At 72.4% G+C, this 20,011-nt stretch carries 1 protein-coding gene; it reads left to right on the forward strand.

The features are described from left to right. The first annotated feature begins 5 nt into the window (after window positions 1–5). Window positions 6–19,823, forward strand: a complete 19,818-nt coding sequence (locus tag OG241_RS11860; protein ID WP_405815199.1) for a hypothetical protein — start codon at window positions 6–8, stop codon at window positions 19,821–19,823. Window positions 19,824–20,011: the final 188 nt, after the last annotated feature.

Here is a 20,011-nt window from a genome sequence, read left to right on the forward strand (position 1 = left end):
CTGCCATGAGCATCATGGTCTCGCCCGAGCTCAACAACCTGCTCTTCGTGCTCATCGGCGAGAAGATGCTCCAGGCGGACGAGGACCTTGCGTACGCCAGTCACAAGCCGTACAAGCGGCTCGGCAAGAACGTCCGCAGCCTGTCCGACCTGATCGAGGAGTCCGTCAGGGGCGTCGGCACGGCGCTGCCGCCCCAGGTCGGGCAGCAGTACGTACGGGCGATGCGGCTGTTCGTGGACAACGGCGGTACGAACTATCTGCGGGAGTTCGCCAAGCAGTTGGACGACGTCGGCGACGGCCGGGTGAAGACCTCCATGGACATCATGGAGTCGAAGTGGCAGATCATCGCCGAACTGGTGCGGCTGCTCATCGAGTTGGCCATCATCACGGCGCTGTCCTTCTTCACCGGCGGTTCGTCGGCCAGCCAGATCGCCACGGCGAAGGCCCGCAGCCGCGTCTCCATCCTGGCCACCCTGGACCAGTTGCTCAAGCGCACCCATGTGATGCCGAGTCTGTCGGAGGCGTTCGACGAGGCGTTCCAGACCTTCGTGGTCCGGCTCGCGATGATGACGATGGCCCCGGAGGGCCGCCGTCCGGACGGCTTCGACTGGAACCAGATCCTCCAGGACGGCGTCTTCGGCGCCTTCACCGGCATGTTCCACGGGGCGTTCGACTCGATCACCAAGAACCTCGGCAAAAACCTCAAGAACTGGCTGGACGGCCCCGGGACCAACCCCTTCACCAAGTCGAACACCAAGAACATCACCGACGACATCACCTCGAAGTTCAACGCTCCACCGAAGCCGTCCCCGGGCGACAGGTTCGGCCGGGGAGTCGGCGACGGCGCCAACGAGTTCCTGGTGGCCGGCGGTTCGGAGGCGGTCGCGGAGATCTTCGTCAACGGGATCTTCAACGGTAAGTGGGAGGGGAGTTGGGAGACCTTCGTCGGCGCGGGCATGAGTTCCGTGGTCACCTCGGCGCTGTTCTCCGGGGCGTCGTCCCTCGCCGGCAAGTTCGGCTCCAACTTCGACTTCAGCAGCGTCAACGTGTTGCCGGTCACCGGGGACGGCGAGGGTACGGGCAAGAGCGGCAAGGGCAGTAGCGGGCGCGGCGACTCCGACAGCGGCAGTACTCGGGGTATCGGGGCCGAGGGTGGGAACGGCACCGGGTCCGTGAACCTGGTGAACGGTGATTTCTCCGGTGCGGACGGCATCGGCGGTGTCGTCGGTTCGGGGGGCGTCGGGGCGCTCGGCGGTGTGGGGACGGTGTCCACCACGTCCTCCGGCTCCGCTGCCACGCCGTCCACCGGAAGCAGCGGCTCCTCCCCCGGCGGTGCTCCGGCGAGCAACTCCCCTTCCACGGGCGGGACTCGGGGCAACCAGTCCAACGGCACGGACACCGACCAGGAGTCCGACGGCTCCTCGGACACGGTCGAGGCCGAGGGCACGGGGGAATCTGCCGGGCCCGGCGCCACGAACTCCCAGGACTCCACGGGTACGGGCGACTCCGCCACCCAGATCCAGGGCGCAGGGTCGGACGCCCCGAACTCCGCCAACGTACCGACCACCGGTTCGGCACACACCGGCTCCGGGGCCCCGCAGCCTGCCCGCACCACATCGACGGGGGACGACACCCAGACCCTGACGGATTCGGGATCGGGGACGGGGTCCGAGTCGGACTCGGGGGCCCAGTCCGAGGCGGGGTCGGGGGCGGCATCGGGGTCGGGGTCGGGGTCGGGTGCCAACTCCGGGGCTGTGTCCGAGTCCGGAGCCAACTCCGGGTCCGACTCCGGGGCCGGCTCCATCCCTGCGCCGGAGTCCGACTCCGGGTCCGACGCGGCAACCGCCGTGAACCCAGTCGCGGCCACCCCACTGCCGACCGGCATCGCGCCCGTCCCTGGCGCTTCCCCCGCCCCCGGCGGTTCCCCTACCACTGGCACTTCCCCGGCCGCCGGCGCTTCCCATTCCGGCGGCTCGCAGCAGTCCCCCTCGACCACATCCACCTCCGCGCCGCAGCCGTCGCAGCGCGGTGCCGCCCCGGCGGAGTCCGGCGCCGGGGCGGATACGTCCGGTTTCGGCATACGTCGTCTCACCGACGCCGGCGGCCCGGTCACCGAGCTGACCGTCGAGGTGGAGTTCACCGGCACCGACGCCGTCCCGGAGGCGGAACGACAGGCTGCCTGGGACCGGATGGCCGCCGGTGCGGAGGGGATCTTCAACGCCCCGGGCCACCGGCTCGCCAACGGCGACCGCGTCCAGGTCACCGTCGTGCCGGTGCCTCCCGGCCAACGCGCGCCCCTGAAGGCGGATTCGGAGCTGGACCTCGTCCAGCGGATCGGCGACAGGCTGGGCCTGCGCGACCCGCTGCCCCGCCAGGAGAGCGCACCCCTACCGGACTCCGTCCGTACGGTCGGCACACCGCCCGCCGACATCAGCGCGCCGTCGCGCATCGCCACGGAGTCCCGCCCGACCGACACTCCCGGGACAACTGCAGATACGGCGTCCCAGTCCTCCCAGGGCGCCGACCCGCCTGCCCCTGTCCGGGTCACGGCGACGTCGCAGGCATCGTACGAAGTGTCAGCGGGCGGCTCGTCGGCCGTTCCCTCGCCGGAGACGGACGAGGCCGACGTGGTAGAGACGTCCGCCGTGGACAAGGGGAAGGGCCGGGCGGTTCCGGCCGACCCTGCGGACGACCAGGCTTCGCCGGAGCATCCGGAGGATCCGGCGCAGTCACCCGACGCCTACCGGCGGCAGTTGGCCGGCTACGACGCCGAACAGGCGCTGGCCGACTACGGTTCGGCGTTGACCGAGCTGGGGCGGGCGCAGGCGGACTTCGACGCGGCCGAGTCGGCGCGGGCCTCGGGCGAGGGTACTTCGCACGGCCGTGACTGGGCCGAGGCGCAGGGGCGGATGCACGACGCGCAGTCCCGGGTCACCGACGTGATCAACCATCTGACGGTGCTGGAGGTCGACGCGCCGTCGTCGGAGGTCGACGAGGCGGACCTGATCCGACGGCCACGGCTGCGTGGCGGGGTCCTCGGCTTCGGCCGGCCCCAACCGCAGGATCTGCTGGCCAGCCCTGCCGGGCCCTCCCTCGTCTATCCGCCCCGGCGGAACGTCGTGCACAAGACGTTCCGCTGGATGAAGCCCAACAGGGCGGAGACCAACCGGCTGGCCCCGGTCGCCACCGCGATCAACACGGGCGGGCCGGTGCCCGGAATTCGTATGAACGACGACAGAACCACGTTCAAGGCCGACTGGGACCCGGTGACCTTCGGCAATCTGGACCCGCTGACCCGGGCGACACTCCGGGAGGAGATCCGGGACCCCATCAACCAGGCGCATCCCGAGATGCAGCTGCTCAGCAGCGCCGCCTGGTGGAAGGCGGTGGGGCAGCTCGACCACCGTACGGCCGGTTTCTGGCGCGGGCAGGAGGCTCGGACGCGGGCGCTGGAAGCAGAGATCACCCGGCAGTTGAACAACCGTCCTCCCTCGTTGTCCCCGGCCGAACTCGCGACCGTGGACGCCACCCTGCAGGCCGCGCCGGACGCCCTCACCGGCGCCACCACGCTGCTGAACACACACCAGGGTCTGATCCTCGGGGAGACGCACGGCGCGTCCACCAGCTGGCCCTTCCTGATCAACAACATGGCCGCACTGCGAGCCCAGGGCATGGGAACCATCTACGTGGAGGCACTGCGCGGCGACAGTTTCGCGCCCTCCCTGAACGCCTATTTCCAGGCCCCGGTCAACGCGCCCATGCCCGTTGAACTGGACCGGATGGCCACGCTGTACGACTCCTCGCACAACTCGCAGGCCGGTCTCGGGCTGCTGGCCACCCTGGAGGCCGCCCGGGCGAACGGAGTGCGGGTCGTCGCCATGGACGGCCTCCCCGCCGCATCGTCGATGACATCAGGCTGGGGAAGCTACGAGCGGGCGGTGAAGTTCAACGCCTACGCGGCACTGACGGTCCAGCGCGACCGGGTCGGCCGCAATGACGGCTATATCGCGGTGATCGGCAAGGCGCACTCCGACTGGCACCTTCCGCCCACGACCCCCCACCCGCCGGGCGGACCCGTCCTCCCGGCCCACTATCCGGGCCTCTCCCAGCTGCTGCACCTTCCCTCGGTCGAGCTGAACGCCCAGTCGACGGCCCTGGACCGCATCCTGCCGACCGCCGTACTCCCGCCCGGCGTCTACGACCCGACCATCGACGACGACACACTTCCGACGCCGACGCCTACACCCACGCCTACGCCTCCGGGGTGGGATGCGGCGCGTGCCAAGGCCGTCCCCGTGGAGCGCTCGCATACCTGGGTCGACCCGGTGTCCAGGGCGAGGGCGGCCGATGGTTCGCCCACGCAGTACGTCGTACGGTCCGGATTCGACGTACGACGCTTCACGCACGACGGCGAGCCCGTCACCGACCTGACGGTCCACGTGCAGTTCACCAACGGCGACTCCGTGCCCGAGGCGGACCGCCAGGCCGTCTGGGACCGGATGGCGGCCGGCGTCGAACGGGTCTTCAACGCCCCCGGCCATCGGCTCCCCAATGGCGACCGCGTCCATGTCACCGTCGTACCGGTGCCCAAGGGCGGGCAGGCGCATCTGGAGGTGGAGCTGGCCGCACCGGCCGACGGTCGCGCCATGTCCCACCACGTGTGGCGCACGGACGGCTCGGACCAGGACTTCGTCCACGAGGTCGGCCACCAGCTGGGCCTGCGCGACGAGTACCGGGACGCCACCTCGCCCGGGCGCCCGCAGGTCGAGGGCAGCTTGATGGGCAACTACGGACTTCCGGTTCCGGCCTCCGTACGGGACGAGGCCGCCTCGACCGACACCGAGCAGCACTACACCCACGGCGGCCTGCGCCCCCGCCACCTGGCCCTGATCAACGCCCTGATCGGCGACGCCTCCCCCGCGCCCCGCGCCGAGACCGCCGCCGGCCCCGCTCGCGGGGCCGAACCCCTCGCACCCGCGACGACGCCTACGGGCGTCCCGGAACACACGTTGTGGCACCGACTCCTCGATGCCCCGGCCGACCAACAGCCCGCGCTGCTCACCGCGATCGGCGACAGCCGCGGCGGGACCGCCCCGTCCGACGACGAGGTGGCTCTCCGCGGGCGGGTACGGGACGGGCTCAGGAACCTGCCCGGGGTGACCGTGGCCGTGGAGGACGCGGCGAACTTCGGGCATCAGGCCGCCGCCACGATGATGATCGAGTCGCTCGCCGAGCTGGGTTACGAGGGCCGGATCACCGTGATCGCCCCGGAGAACGTGCGGCAGCGGCTTGTGAGTCTGCTCTCCCCGGCGGCGAGTGCCCGCGTCGACTGGGTGCCGGACACCTTCAGCACGACCGCCACCTACGACGCCGACACCCGCGACCGGAACGGCCAACTGGTCCTGGTCGCGGCCAACGACGCGCTGGTCGACGACGACCAACTCGCCGCCAACTTCCTGAACTTCACGGGCGCGGACCAGGCGGTCGTGCTGCGGCCGTACGCGTGGAACGGCGGCCACCGCTACCTCTACACCCGTGCCGACGCCGACGCGGACGTCACGGTCACGGACCTCGAAGGCGAAGCCGGCATCTCACCGAGCGCCCTGTACCGCTTCGAGGTCGCGCCGGTGACCGGTGCGGAACTGGACGACCTGATCGAGGCCGCGCACCTCTCCCCGGAACGGGAGGCGGGTCTGACGGCCGTGGCTCACGCGGTCGACGGCGAGACGATGGAGCTGATGCCGGCGTACGGCCTGCACAACCTGCATCCCTCGCAACGGGCTTCCACGCTGGCCGCCTTGGCGGAGGGCGTGCACGCGGCGGAGCTCGGCAAACCGGCCGTCGTACTGGCGCTGGGCAACGCGACGGTCGACTTCGCGCCCCGCCATCAGGCCCCGTGGCTCACCCAGGTGCGGCTGGACGATCCCGCGCTTCCCGGGGTGATCGCGGCGGCCGGTCGCGACGAGGTGATCGTCGTCGAGGCGGGGAATCTCTCCCAGGACCTGTTCCGGCAGCTGTACGGGATGGGTTCGCTGCCCGCCGTCGCGGAGGGCGCCAACACCACCAACACCCTCCAGGTGCAAGGGCGTCCGTACTTCTCGGTGCGCACCAACAACACCCCGTACGACCTGCTCGGTCACCGTGCGGAGACCGCGCCCCCGGGCATCGGCGGGGCCGTGGAGACACTGGAGGGCGTCACCGCGGCGCTCACCGCCGAGAGCGACTGGGGTGCTCGGCTGGGCGACGCTCCCGCCTGGCTGGCGGCAGGCCGTGCGGAGACCGCGTTCCAGGTGCTGCGGGGTCTGCACTCGGAGGCGGACGACAGCGGCGAGGAGAAGCTGTGGCTGGGTATCGACGAGATGGAACGCCTCCAGGAGGCTTTCGGCCTTGAGGTCGACACCACCGTCGCGGATGCCCTGGGACCGGATCGCCCCGACCAGGAGACGATCGACGCGCTGCTGGCTCCCCCGATGCTCGGTGAGCAGAAGTTCGAAAAAATTCTCAGGCTCCAGGACGAGTGGCTCGCCCTCAGCCCGGCCGACCGGGACGCGTTGCTCGCGGCGGCGGAGGATCTGCACCAGCGGCGTCTGAAGACCCTGCGGGAGGAGTCGGCGCAGTACTCGGTGGCTCCCGCGACCGAGCACATCACCGCCATCGCGTCGGCGATCAGCGAGGCGGCTCAGGACGACACTCAACTCGGCGGCTATTTCGCCCAGTTGACCCAGCAGGCGCGTCATCCGGCCAACGACCAGGTCCTCCAGGCGCTGGGCCGGGTCTTCCCGGCGGCGGCGGATACCGGCGCCGCCCGTGACACCCCGGCGACGGAGAGATCCTCCGTTCCGCCCGCCGTCAGTACGTCGTCCGTGAACGCGCCTCCGGCGGTGCCTGGTCCCGCCCCGTCCACGGCCCGGCAGCCCGAGGCAAGCACATCGGCCTCGGCCCCGTCCTCCTCGTCGACCACGAACGAAAACGAGGCCGAGGCCCGCAACAACGACAGTGACAGCGACGAGGAGGATTTCGGAGACTTCGCGGCCCTCGGTGACTTCGATCCCCTGTCCGCCTCGCCCGGCTCCAACCCGGACGACACCACCGTCGAGCAGTCCTCCCCCGAGCAGCCCGCCGTCGAACAACCCGCGACCGAGCGGGAGGTCGCCGCGAGCAGCGCCCGCGCCGCTCTGTCCGAGGCCGAGAACGGCATCGCGCGCGGCACCACCGACATCACCCGTCTGAACGAGCGGGCCACCGAGCACACGACGCGCATCCTCACCATCGACGCCCGCATCCCCGACGCGGAGAGGCGTGTCCGTAACACCGACTCGGTCGTCGCCGGGATCGACCGCGTCCGCTCGGCCCGGCCTAACCTGCCCGCGCCATCGGTTCCCGCCCAGGAACGCCCGGACCAGGCCCGGGCCAGACAGGCCCACCAGGCCCTCGACGCCCTGCGCACCGAGCGGGCCGCGCGGGAGCGGGCCCTTCGGGACGTCCACGACGAACTGGGCCGCGCACAGGCGGCCGTACAGGCGTGGGAGGGCCGGCTGCCCGAGTTGCGCGCCGCCGACCGGGACGCCCGGCAGGCCCTCGCGCAGTCTCTCGCCCCCGCCGCCGCGACTCCAGTTCCGCCCGCTGTCGGCGCCGACCCCCTCGCTCCGGCCACCGGGGCCGAGACGGCGCTGCGTCTGCGGGTGCGGGACGGTCTCGGGGACCTGCCCGGGGTGACCGTGGTCGTGGACATCGCGGCGAACTTCGGTCATCAGGCGGCGGCCACGATGATGATCGACTCGCTCACCGAGCTGGGGTACGAGGGCCGCGTCACCGTGATCGCGCCGCCCAATGTGCGCGATCGGCTGGACGTTCTGCTCTCCGCGCCGATGCGGGCGCGCATCGACTGGGTGTCGGACTCCTTCGACCCGACCGTCGCCTACGACACCACCAGCCGCCCGCGCGACGGCCACCTGGTCCTCGTAGCCGCCAACGACGCGATGGTGGACGACCCCGAACTCGCCGCCAACTTCCTGCGCTTCACCGGAGGAGACCAGGCGGTCGTGCTGCGGCCGTACGCGTGGAACGGCGGCCACCGCTACCTCTACACCCGAACCGGACCGGACGCCGACGCCGAAGTCACCGATCTGCAGGACACGGACGGCATCCCGGACAGCGCGCTCTACCGGTTCGAGGTCCCGCGCGTCACCGGGGCCGCCTTCGACGAGATGATCAACGCGCAGGTGGACCCGCCACAGCGGGCGGCGGGCCTGCGGGCGGTGGCTGCCGAAGTGGGCGGACAGCGCATGGAGTTGATGCCTGCCTACGGTCTGCACAACCTTCACCCCGCCGAGCGGGCCTCGACGCTCGCGGCGCTCGCGGCGGGTGTGCACGGGGCGGGGCTCGGCAGACCGGCGGTCGTGCTGGCCCTGGGCAACGCCACAGTTGGCTTCGCGCCCCGCCATGAGGCGCCGTGGCTGCGGCAGTTGACGCTGGACGATCCCGAGCTGCCGCGTGTCCTGGCGGAGGCGGGGCCGGACGACGTGGTGATCGTGGAGGCCGGGAACCTGTCCCAGGACCTGTTCCGGCAGGTGTACCAATTGGGGACGCTGCCCGCCGTCGTGGAGGGCGCCAACACCACCAACACCCTCCAGCTGCAGGGGCGTCCGTACTTCTCGGTGCGCACCAACAACACCCCGTACGACCCGCTGGCCGGCACTCCGGACGACGCGGCGGCGGTCGACGAGTTGCAGGCGGTCACCGCCGCGATCGTCGCCAGAAGCGCATGGGGCGAGGCCCTCGAAAACCTTCCCTCGTGGGAGGCGGCAGGCCGGGCGGAGACCGCTGTCAGCGTGCTGAACGCCCTGCCGCCGGACACCGAGTCCGACGACGGCCGGCTGCTGCTCGGGCCGGACGAGGCGGAACGTCTCCGCAGGGCGTTCGGCGAGCGGGCCGGCAGGGACATCGCGGCGATTCTTGGACCGGACCACGCCGACCTGGACACCGTCCGGGAGCTGATGGAGCCCGACCGGCAGAACGAGCCCTCGTACCGGCGGATGGCCCGGCTTTCGGAGCACTGGGTCTATCTCACCCCGGCCGAGCGCGACGCGTTGCTCGCGGCGGTGCAGGAGCTGCACGGGCAGTATCTGACGAATCTGGGTCAGGAGTCCGCCGCGTTCTCGGTGGCGCCGGACCCGCGGCAGGTCGCTCTTCTCTCCCGGGCGGTCGCGGACGCGCGCCGTCCCGACTCGCAACTGGGCGGCTATTTCGCCAGGTTGACCGAGCAGGCACACCGAGCGGACCACGACCAGGTGCTCCAGGCGCTGGGCGTGGTCTTCCCGCCGCAGCCGGCTCCCGGTGCCGATCCGCAGGCACCCACGGTCCGGACGGAGAGCGGTACGCGGCGTCCGGACGTGCCGGTGACGTCCGTACCGGCGTCTCCTCCCGGGTGGGACGCGGCGCGGGCCGGGGCCACCGTGGAGAAGCGGCGGCACAATTGGGTGGATCCGGTCTCGAAGCCCAGGGACGCCGACGGCGAGGTCACGCAGTACGTCGTCCGGTCCGAGTTCGACGTACGGCGGTTCACGCACGACGGTGAGCCGGTGGTGGACCTGACGGTGGAGGTGGGGTTCACCGGCGGCGACGCCGTACCTGAGGCGGATCGTCAGGCGGTGTGGGACCGGATGGCCGCCGGTGTGGAGCAGGTGTTCAACGCGCCGGGGCACCGGCTGGCCGGTGGGGTGCGGGTTCATGTCACCGTCGTCGCCGCGCCGCCGGGACGTCGTGCTCCTCTGACGGTGGAGTTGGTGGCCCCGGCCGCCGGGCGGCCCACCTCCCACCATGTGTGGCGCACGGACGGTACGGCATTCGACTTCGCTCACGAGGTCGGCCATCAACTGGGCCTGCGCGACGAGTCCCCCGACGCCACCGCACTCCAACGCCCGCGAATCCAGGGCAGTTTGATGGGCGTCTACGACCTGCCCGTGCCCGACCTCGGTGGCGAGCCGGCGTCCGGCTACACGCAGGGCGGTCTGCGGCCCCGCCACCTGGCGCTGCTCACGGCGCTGGTCGGCGACCCCGACCCGGTCCCGTCCTCGGAGGCGCGCACCGACCCGGCCCCCGCGGTCGGTGCCGACCCTCTGGCCCCGGTCTCGGAGGCGACGCTTCGGCGACGGGTGCGGGACGGTCTCGGGGCGCTGCCCGGCGTGACCCTCGTCGTGGACGACGCCGCCAACTTCGGTCATCAGGCCGCCGCCACCATGCTGGCCGACTCACTCGACGAGCTGGGCTATCACGGCCGTGTCACCGTCATCGCACCGGAGAACGTCCAACAGCGCCTCGGTGTCCTGCTCTCCGCGCCGCTGCGCGCCCGCATCGACTGGGTGACGGACACCTTCGACCCCGCCGTCGCCTACGACACCGCCAGCCGCCCGCGCGACGGCCATCTGGTCCTCGTAGCCGCCAACGACGCACTGGTCGACGACGCCGAACTCGCCGCCAACTTCCTGCACTTCACCGGCGCGGACCGGGCCGTCGTGCTCAAGCCGTACGCCTGGACGGGCGGCCACCGCTACCTCTACACCCGAACCGGGCCGGACGCCGACGCCGAAGTCACCGACCTCCAGGGCACGGACGGCATCCCGGACAGCGCCCTGTACCGGTTCCCGGTGCCGCGCGTGACCGGGGCCGCCCTCGACGAGATGATCGACGATCAGGCCTCGACTCCCGCGCGTGCGGTGGGTCTGCGGGCCGTCGCCCACGCGGTCGACGGCGACCGGGTGAACCTGATGCCGGCGTACGGCATGCACAACCTGCACCCCTCGGAGCGCGCGTCGACCCTGGGCGCCCTGGCGGAGGGCATCCACGGCGCCCAACTCGACCGGCCCGCCGTCCTGCTGGCGCTGGGCAACGCGACAGTCGACATCGCGCCCCGCCATCAGGCGCCGTGGCTGCGGCAGTTGACGCTCGACGATCCCGAACTGCCCCGCCTGATCGCGGAGGCCGGGCCCGGTGAGGTCATCGTCGTCGAGGCCGGGAACCTCACCCAGGACCTGTTCCGGCAGGTGTACCAGCTGGGCACGCTGCCCGCCGTCGTGGAGGGCGCGAACACCAGCAACATGCTTCAGGTGCTGGGGCGTCCGTACTTCTCGGTGCGCACCAACACCACTCCCTACGATCCGCTGGCCGGCACTCCGGACGACGCGGCGGCCGTGGACGCCTTGCAGCAGGTCACCGAGGCGATCGTCGCCCGCAGCGAGTGGGGGGAGGAGTTCGAGAACCTTCCCGCGGGGCTGATGGCGGGCCGGGCGGAGACCGCTCGCAGTGTGCTGGGTGCATTGCCCTCGGACACCGTCGACGGTGAGGTGACGCTGTATCTGGGATACAACGAACTGGTCCGCCTCCGGGCCGTGTTCGGTGACCGGACGCGTGAGGTCGTCCTCGGCGTCCTGGGAGGCGGCCACAGCGCCATGGACACGATCGACACCATGCTCGCTCCGGCCCCCGCGGGCATGCCCGACTACAAGTGGTCGATGCAGCTGCAGGAGGAGTGGGCCGAGCTGACCCCGGCCAACCGGGACGGTCTGCTGGCAGTGGTGACGGGAATCCATGAGGAGCAACTGGCCGATCTGAGGGCGGAGTCCGCCGCGCTGTCCGTGGCCCCTGCCCCGGAGCAGGCGGCCGTCATCGCCCAGGCGATCGCCGACGCGGCCCGGTCCGATTCGCAACTCGGCCAGTATTTCGGCAGGTTGACCGATCAGGCGCTCCGTCCGGACAACGACCAGGTTCTGCAGGCGCTGGGCAGGGTCTTCACGACGGACACGGCCGGGGGCGCCGATCCACTCGCGCCGACGGCCGGCCAGCAGCACACCGAGACCCCGGACCCGGTGCCGCCGGCGCCTCCGGGGTGGGATGCGGCGCGTGCCGAGGCCGTCCCGGAGAAGCGCTCGCACACCTGGGTCGACCCGGTGTCCAGGGCGAGGGCGGCCGATGGTTCGCCCACGCAGTACGTCGTACGGTCCGGATTCGACGTACGACGCTTCACGCACGACGGCGAGCCCGTCACCGACCTGACGGTCCACGTGCAGTTCACCAACGCCGACTCCGTGCCCGAGGCGGACCGCCAGGCCGTCTGGGACCGGATGGCGGCCGGCGTGGAGCGCGTCTTCAACGCCCCCGGCCACCGACTCCCCGGCGGCGACCGCGTCCACGTCACCGTCGCCCCCGTACCCCCCGGCGGACACGCCCACCTCAAGGTGCGGCTGGCCGCCCCGGACTCCGGTGCCCGAACGTCCCACCACACCTGGCGACTTGACGGCACAGGCCAGGACTTCGTCCACGAGGTCGGCCACCAACTGGGCCTGCGCGACGAGTCCCCGGACGCCACCGCACTCCAACGCCCGCGTGTCGAGGGGAGTTTGATGGGCGACTACGGACTGCCCGTACCGGAGACCGTCAGCACCGAGGCGACCTCGACCGGCGCCGAGCAGCACTACGCCCACGGCGGCTTGCGCCCCCGCCACCTCGCCCTGATCAACGCACTGATCGGCGACCCCGACCCCGCCCCGGTCAAGGCCTCGGACCCGCGCCCCGGCCCCGCCCTGGGCGCCGACCCCCTCGCCCCCGCGCCGCCCTCGCCCTTCGTGCTCGGCTACGGGAGCGGACACGACGGCAACATCGGCCTCGTACAGGTCGAACCGCTGCCCGCACGCGTGGTGGACGGTGTTCACCAACAGGTCCTGCGCGCCCTGGGGTTCGGTGGCCCGGTGGCCGAGGACCACCCGGTGCTCGGCCAGTTGCGGGACCGGCTGGGTGCCGAGCAGCTGGTACTCGCGCTGCCCTATCTGCGCAGCAGCATGGGCCACCGAGTGACAGTCACCGTCGACGGCCGTGAACGGACCGTGGACGTACGGCTCGGACTGCGCGACCCGGTGCGTTCGCCCCGCTACGGCACCAACGACGTCACCGACCCCGATGTGCGGGTGGAACGCCGTGGGTTCGGCGCGCAGGAGTCGGGGGATTCGGAGTCATCGGGCAACTTCCGCACGGTGCCCGTGCCCTGGTCGGTGTCCATGCCCGTCGCCGCGGCCGGGGTACTGCGGGGCTGGGAGTTCAGCCCGTCCCTCTCCCTGACGCACAACCAGCTGTCGCTGTCCACGGCGGTCACCCAGCTCGTGCAGACCACCACTGCCCAGCGCAGCAACGAGCTGTCGCAGGCGTACGAGTTCGCGTCGGACTGGGAGGTGCGGGTCGACTCGCCCCGGATGGCGCCCCCGGTCAACTGGAGTCCGGCGCAGGCCCACGGGCCGGTCACCGTCTGGTTCCCGCAGCATCTGGCCGAGGCCGACACGTCCGGGACCCCGCTGCCGACGGCGGCCGGGCTGGACGATCTGCCGGTGTGGGGGGTCGACACCGTCGCGGAACCGCAGCGGTTGCTGGAGTCCGTGCTGAGCGCCTTCCACGACGAGCTGTCCACCCTGAGCGCCTCCTCCGCCCAGGAGTTGGAGGCGTTCCTGGCCGAGCCCGTGCTGCGCGGAACACTGCCCATGCAGCGGTCGGGCGGCATCTTCTCGCCACTGCTCCTGGACTCGCGGGGCCGGGCCATCGGCATGTTCAAGGTCACCACGGCGGTCACCCCGGGAACACCCACGCACCGGAGCGTGGACACCAAGATCAACCTGGAGAGCCATCTCACCCAGTCGGTGAAGGTCGACGGCCAGGCAAAGATCACCAACGCCGTCGGGGTCGACCTCGGGGTCGGCCCCGCGTTCACCGGAGACCACGCGGCGAAGCATCCGGACGCGTCGGGGAAGGTCGCGGGCAGCCTCGTCGGCAAGGGCGGTGTGCGCTGGCAGACCAGCGACAGCCTCGGCAACGGCGGCACCGCCACCGTCCTGCACGGCCTGCGCACCAACCGGAGTCATCTCCTCGCCCCCGCCACCGTGCGGCACACGGTCACCCTCGTCCGGCCGGGCGGCGGCGAGACCCCGCGCGACTTCGGGCCCTGGGGCGACGGAATGCGGCTGCGGCTGCTGACCCGGGAATCCGCCCAGGGCGGCCGGCCGACCCCTGAGGAACGGCGCGCGCTCCCCGCCGAACTGGAGAACCTCGAAAGCATCGGCATCACCGCCGCCCCGCTGGCCGTCGAGGGCCCTCAGGAGCTCTTCGAGCACGCCCAGGTCTGGCTGCGGGCCAACGGTTTCCTGCCGCCGGAGACGAACGCCCGCAGCCTTGTGGTGCCCGACGAGTCGCTGGTGCAGGCCCAGTTGAACAATCTGCGGCGCTTCGAGCAGGCTCGCTCCGACCTGGGGTTGCGGGCCGCGACCGACGCCATGGTCGACGGGGGCGCCCCTCTGTGGCTGGAACGGCCGACCGCCACGGGCACCCATCGCATCAAGCTGAACCTCACCGCCGTCCGCGACCCGGGCACAGGTGCAGGTACGGGTACAGGTGCCGCAGGTGGTACGGGTGCCGTCGTCGCACCCCCGAGCGTCCACACCCGTACCCTCCCCGACATCCAGCACGTCTCGCTGGCCTCCTTCGGCATGTCCGGTACCGAGCAGCAGGCGTCCGGCTACGGCTGGTCGTTGGGCTTCGGCGGCGGCCCGTCCGGCCCCGTGGGTCCGTACACCGACGGCCCGCGCGGCCTCACGGTGCCGTACAAACAGGGCTCGGGCACCCTCGGCGGGGCGGCCGACTACTCGTACGCCCGGCAGACCGGCCACACGGCCACGGTCGGCGCGGGTCTGTCGCACGACCAGCTCTTCATCGGTTCCGGGCAGGGCAGCGAGGTCTTCGAGATACCGGCGCTGTTCGCGCTCGACCTGTACGACGGTCCGGGCGCCGAGCCCGCCGTGCGGTTCGCCGAGCACACCGTGCCGACCCCGTTCGAGCCGCCCGCCGTCCCGCTGCCCGGGACGGGTGCCCTCGCTGATCTGCAGTTGCAACTCCTGGAGGAGGCCAGGCCGTCCGGGCCGCTCCCCCGGTCGGTGGGCGGCACCATCACCCTCGCGGTGCCCCACCACCGCACACAGGAACCGGCGGCCGGGCCCGCCGCCCCGGCCCCGCCGCCCACCGTGTCCGAACCGGTGGCCGCCGATCACTCGCGGCTGGCCATGACCGGCCCCGACGGCAGCCCGCTGCCGGGGATCGTCAAGCTGCCGGACGACGCGATCGTGGACGTGTTCCGCGGCTCGGGAGTCCTCCAGGAGGCGCTGCGGGGGATCGCCGAGGGCACCCATCCGGGGCATCCACAACCCGGTCGGCTGGGGTCCATGGCCTCCGCCGTCGGTGCGGCGAGCCCTCAACTGCTCGCATGGGCGGCACGATCGGTGGGGTCCAGCCTGGCCGGGCAGAGCGCCGGCGATCCGACCACCGTCGCCGCCGAGGTGCGGCAGGCCGCGCTGTCCCCGGGCAATCTCGTCGCCCGCGCGCACCAGATCTTCAAGGGCGGATACGTCGTCGAGGGCATCACCCTGCCCGGGCTCGGCGCCGATCAGGAGTACGCGCTGGAAATCCGCGGTGTGCTGCACAACGCGCGGCATCTGCACAGCGCCAAGCAGTACCTGGAGACCGGCGTCGCCGCCATCGACTCCGCCGCCCAGCAGAAGTCGGTCAGCGGCACGCACCAGACCGGGCTGGCCATCACCGGGACGAGGACCCCGGCAACGGCACCCGCCGCTCCCGCCGCGCCCACCCCCGCCCCCTCCGGCACCGGCACCGGGAAGGCCCCGACCCCGGCCCCGCCCACGGTCTTCGGACCCTCCGGGAAGTACGCGTACACCAGCCGTACGGAGGACTCGGGCACGGTCTCCTCCAGCACCTCCGTCAACCGGACGTCCACCGAGAGCGGGATGGAACACCGGGTCGGCGCCGACGCGACGATCCTGATCACCGTCCGGCGCGGCACCCGCAACGTGGTCGGCAACACCCTCGGATACGGCAGCGAGTCCGACATCACCGTCGCCGTCGACCTGCCGCAGGCCGTGCAGTTCCTGATGACGGACGGCCAACTCAGCCGCCACGACGAGTGGTTCACCGGCATCGACGGACTCACTCCCCCGCCGCCCGCCCCGGCCGAGCTGCCTCTGCCGCAGCGTTTCACCCGCACCGGGGAACCGGGCATGGCCGCCGTGCTGTCGGTCACGCAGTTCGAGGCGGTGGAGCCGGCGCCCGAGGGCGAGGCGGACGGGGCCGGCGCCGATACCGACGGTCCGACCACCAGTGCGACCACCGGTGCGACCACCGGTGCGACCACCGGTGCGACCACCGGTGCGTCGGTCGCGGGCCCGGCTGCCGAGGCCGCCGAAGTCGCCGAGGAAGCGCCCCCCGCACCGCCCACCCTCGCCGAGCGCCGGGACCGGCTGCGGGCCGAACTGACCGCGCTGGTCGAGGCCGAGGCACCGGGCGTCACCCAGCCCGGTCACTCCTCCTATCTGCCCGGCGTGGCCTCCCGGATCGCCGACTACACCTCCACCGCCGGTCTGCGCGCCCTCCCCGGACGCGGTCCGCGCGGCGCCCAGCGCTTCCACTTCCGCCACCTCGCGCTCGGCGGTGCCCGGCTGGTCGAGGTCACCCTGACCGCCCGGCCGCGCGGCGAGGAAGACGAACTGCGCGCTGTGCGCGGCCGAAACGCCGGACCGGGTACGGGACTTGAGCAGTTCCACGGGCACACCCCGGCCGGTGTCACCACCGGCACGACCAGTACCACGCAGCACGGCCTCACCTTCAACCCCACCACGCGATACCCGCGTCCCGGGCAGGACACCCGCACCGACCGGAGCGGCCCCGGGCTGAGCGTCGGCAGCACGCAGAGCCAGGGCACCAAGGCCGCGTCCACGGCCGAGGACCGGTTCTGGATGCGCACGGACAGCGCCGCCGACTTCGACCTCGACTACGAGTTCACGGCCTCCGTACGTTCCGAACTCGTCGCGGACTGGCCGCCCAACCTGGTCGGCGGCGCCCTCCAGGGCGGTGTCCTCGCCTGGTACGACACGGACGCGGACGCCGCCGCGACCAAGAGCTGGATCAGCCGTGCCCTGAGCGCCCGCCCGTCCCGCACGGCGACCGTGCCGGCCTCCGTCACCCTGCGCTTCACCGGCGGCGAGGCGGCCCCTGCCGAGGCGGTGGAGGCGCCGCTGACGCCGGCGGTCGACACGACGGCCCCGGTACCGCGGGGCGCCCGGTTCGTGCCGATGGGTCCCGCGCCGGTGTTCGAGTTCAACGCCTGGTCGGAGCTGACCACCGCGCTGGACACCGTCGCCCCTGGTCAGGACCGCGGCTGGCGGTCACCCTCCACGTCGACGTCCGCCGAGGGCACCGCCGTCCGGATAGGCGAGCTCATCCAGGCCGGCGACATCGCCCTGGATTACCCGCGCACCGCCGCGGACCTCACCGACACCATGCCCGGCGCCTTCCCCTTCGAGTCGGCCCCCGGCAGCCAGCCCAGCCTGTCCGTCACCCTGCACAACCCGCGCCGGGTCACCCAGAGCGCGGACGTCACCCTCGACCGCGTCCGGATCGCGTCCACCACCGGCGGCTCGTCCCGAAGTGGCGGCAACACCGGCGGAATCAGTTTCCAGGGCGTCTACAGCACCGACGACCCCGACCGGGTCCTCGGCGGCTTCACCGCGCCCGTACTCGCCCGGCAGCCGCAGGCGGTGGGCAGCAACGGGGGCACCACAGGCGGGGTCCGCGAATGGCTCAAGACGGGCAGCACGAGCGCCCCCGCCGACGGTACGCACGGCACCCGGACGTACGAGGCACTGGTCGACGCGCATCTCACCGTCCGCGGCCCGGAGGGCGTCCGGCACGTCTCCGGCGCCGCCACCGTACGTATCGGGGAGCGGGACGCCCTGGGACACGGGATCACTCCCCCGCGTACCCAGCCACAGGTGTACGACCTGCCCGCGATGGTACGGGCGGCGGCGGACGCCGAGGCAGAGACAGCAGCCGCCGGGACGGCGAACCCGGACCCGCAGGGGGGTGAGGCGGTGGTCGCGGCGCCCGAACTGCGGGACTGGACGCGGCATCCGCTGCGTACCCTGCCCAGCCTCCTGGCCTCGCAGATCGACGACGCCGACCCGGCGGCCCAACTGTGGCTCACCGTGGACGACCTGACCACCGACGCCGGGCAACAGGGGCTCGGCCGGGCCCTGTTCGCCGTGTCACGTGCCGCCGCGGAGGTCGGCAAACCCGTCGAACTCGTCCTGCGCGCCGACGACAGCACCCTCACCTTCTGGAACTTCGGCCCCGACGGCGTCCTTTCGGGACCCGACGGGACCGGTACAGCCGCCTGGGGACAGTTCGAGGGCCGGGCCACCACGCTGGCCGGCGCGGCGGATGCCGAACAGAAGGCGCGCGACGAGGAGTTCGCCCTCCGGAGCGCCAGCTCCGTGCACCAGGGGGTGCTGACGCGGGCCCAGGGGGAGGCGGACCTCGCGTACAAGGCCCTGGCAGGGGCGCGTAGCGCCGCCGAGGCCGCCGAACGGGCCGTCACCGAGGCCCGGGAGGCGCGGGAGGAGGCGCAGCGGGACGGTGACCAACTGCAGCGGGAGGTCGAGCGCCAACAGGGGCTCGCCACCGCCCGGTCGGCGCGCGTCGACGAACTCGACGAGGACATCCGTGTCGCGGAACTGCGGGTTCGGGAGGCAGACGCGATCGTCTCCGACATCAACCGCAACCGACCCGCCGGCAACGTCGACGACAACGGTGACGGCGACAACGGTGACGGCGACAACGGTGACGGTGACGGTGACGAGCGTCCGGACGAGGTCCGGGCCCGCGAGGCCCACCGGTTGCTCGCCGAGCTGCGCGAAACCAGGGACGGGCAGCAGACGGCTCTGGACGGGATCCACGCCGAGTTGTGGACCGCGCGGGAGGCGGCCGAAGACGTCGCACAGCGGGTCGTGCCCGAGCGGCGCGCCGCCGAGCAGCGGGCCGAGCGGGCCGCCGGCCGGCCCCGCGCCGCCCTCACCGAGGCGGCCGAGCATCTCCGTGCCGCCCAGGAGGCACACGCCGAAGCCCGCAGGCACGCACAGGCTCTCGCGGACCGGATCAGGGCCGCCGAGGCCCAGCAGCGAACCCAGGCCCGCGTCCGGACGGACGGGGAGAACGCTCTCCCCGGCCTCGCGACCCTGGTGGCCGCCGACCGCACGGCGCCACCCGTCGACGTACCGACGGGCTCCCTGGCCTCCGCCCCGCCCCGGTGGCCGGACCTCACCGCCCACGCCACCCCGGCCCGGGGACTTCCCCCGGCTGCGGCGACCCGTGACGCGTCGGGCACCGACGGCGCGGCACCGATCGACGACGGCGCGGGCCGGGTGCCGGTGGACGGTTCGTTCGGCGCCGCGCTGCTGGCCGCCCTGCCCGTGACCGTGCCCTCGGACACCGGCGGGCCGCAGCAGTTGACCGGCGTCGACAGCACCGGCGCCCTGCACGACTGGGCGCGGGGGCGGCTGATGGAGCCGGGGCCGCTCGGGCTCCCGCCGGGAGTCCGGCTGCCTGCCGGTGACGACACCCTGTCGATGGCGGAGATCCGCTCCCTGGGCGTCGAAGTGACGTCGGGCATGGAGGCCGAGGCAGTCATGCTCGGCGGTCGGCTGACCGTCGCCGCCGTGTCGCTCGACCCCGGACAACAACTCCAACTCGTTCTGAACCGGCCGGAGTCGGGAGATTACGTCGCCACGGTGGCCGCGCTGGCAGCCCAGGCGCTGGGCCGGGATATCGTGATCGTCGGCCCGGGTCCCCTCGAACACCGGTACGGCTCCGGCCCCGGTGAGCCGATTCGGATCACGTTCGACGGCACGGAGTACTCCACGCCCGCTCACCACCCGCCGGAGAGCTGAGGTATGGCCCGTGCAGCTCAGCCGCAACTCCCGTACGCAGCACCCCTGTACGCAATACCTCTGTACGCAATACCTCTGTACGCAACGCCTCTGTACCCAATGCCCCGGAACTCGGTGACCCGGCACCCGGTGACCCTGTTCCGCCCGATGACCCAGTACCCGGTGGACCCCGCCCCCCCACCGCCGCT

It is taken from the genome of Streptomyces sp. NBC_01390, assembly GCF_045040105.1.
Lineage (GTDB): Bacteria > Actinomycetota > Actinomycetes > Streptomycetales > Streptomycetaceae > Streptomyces.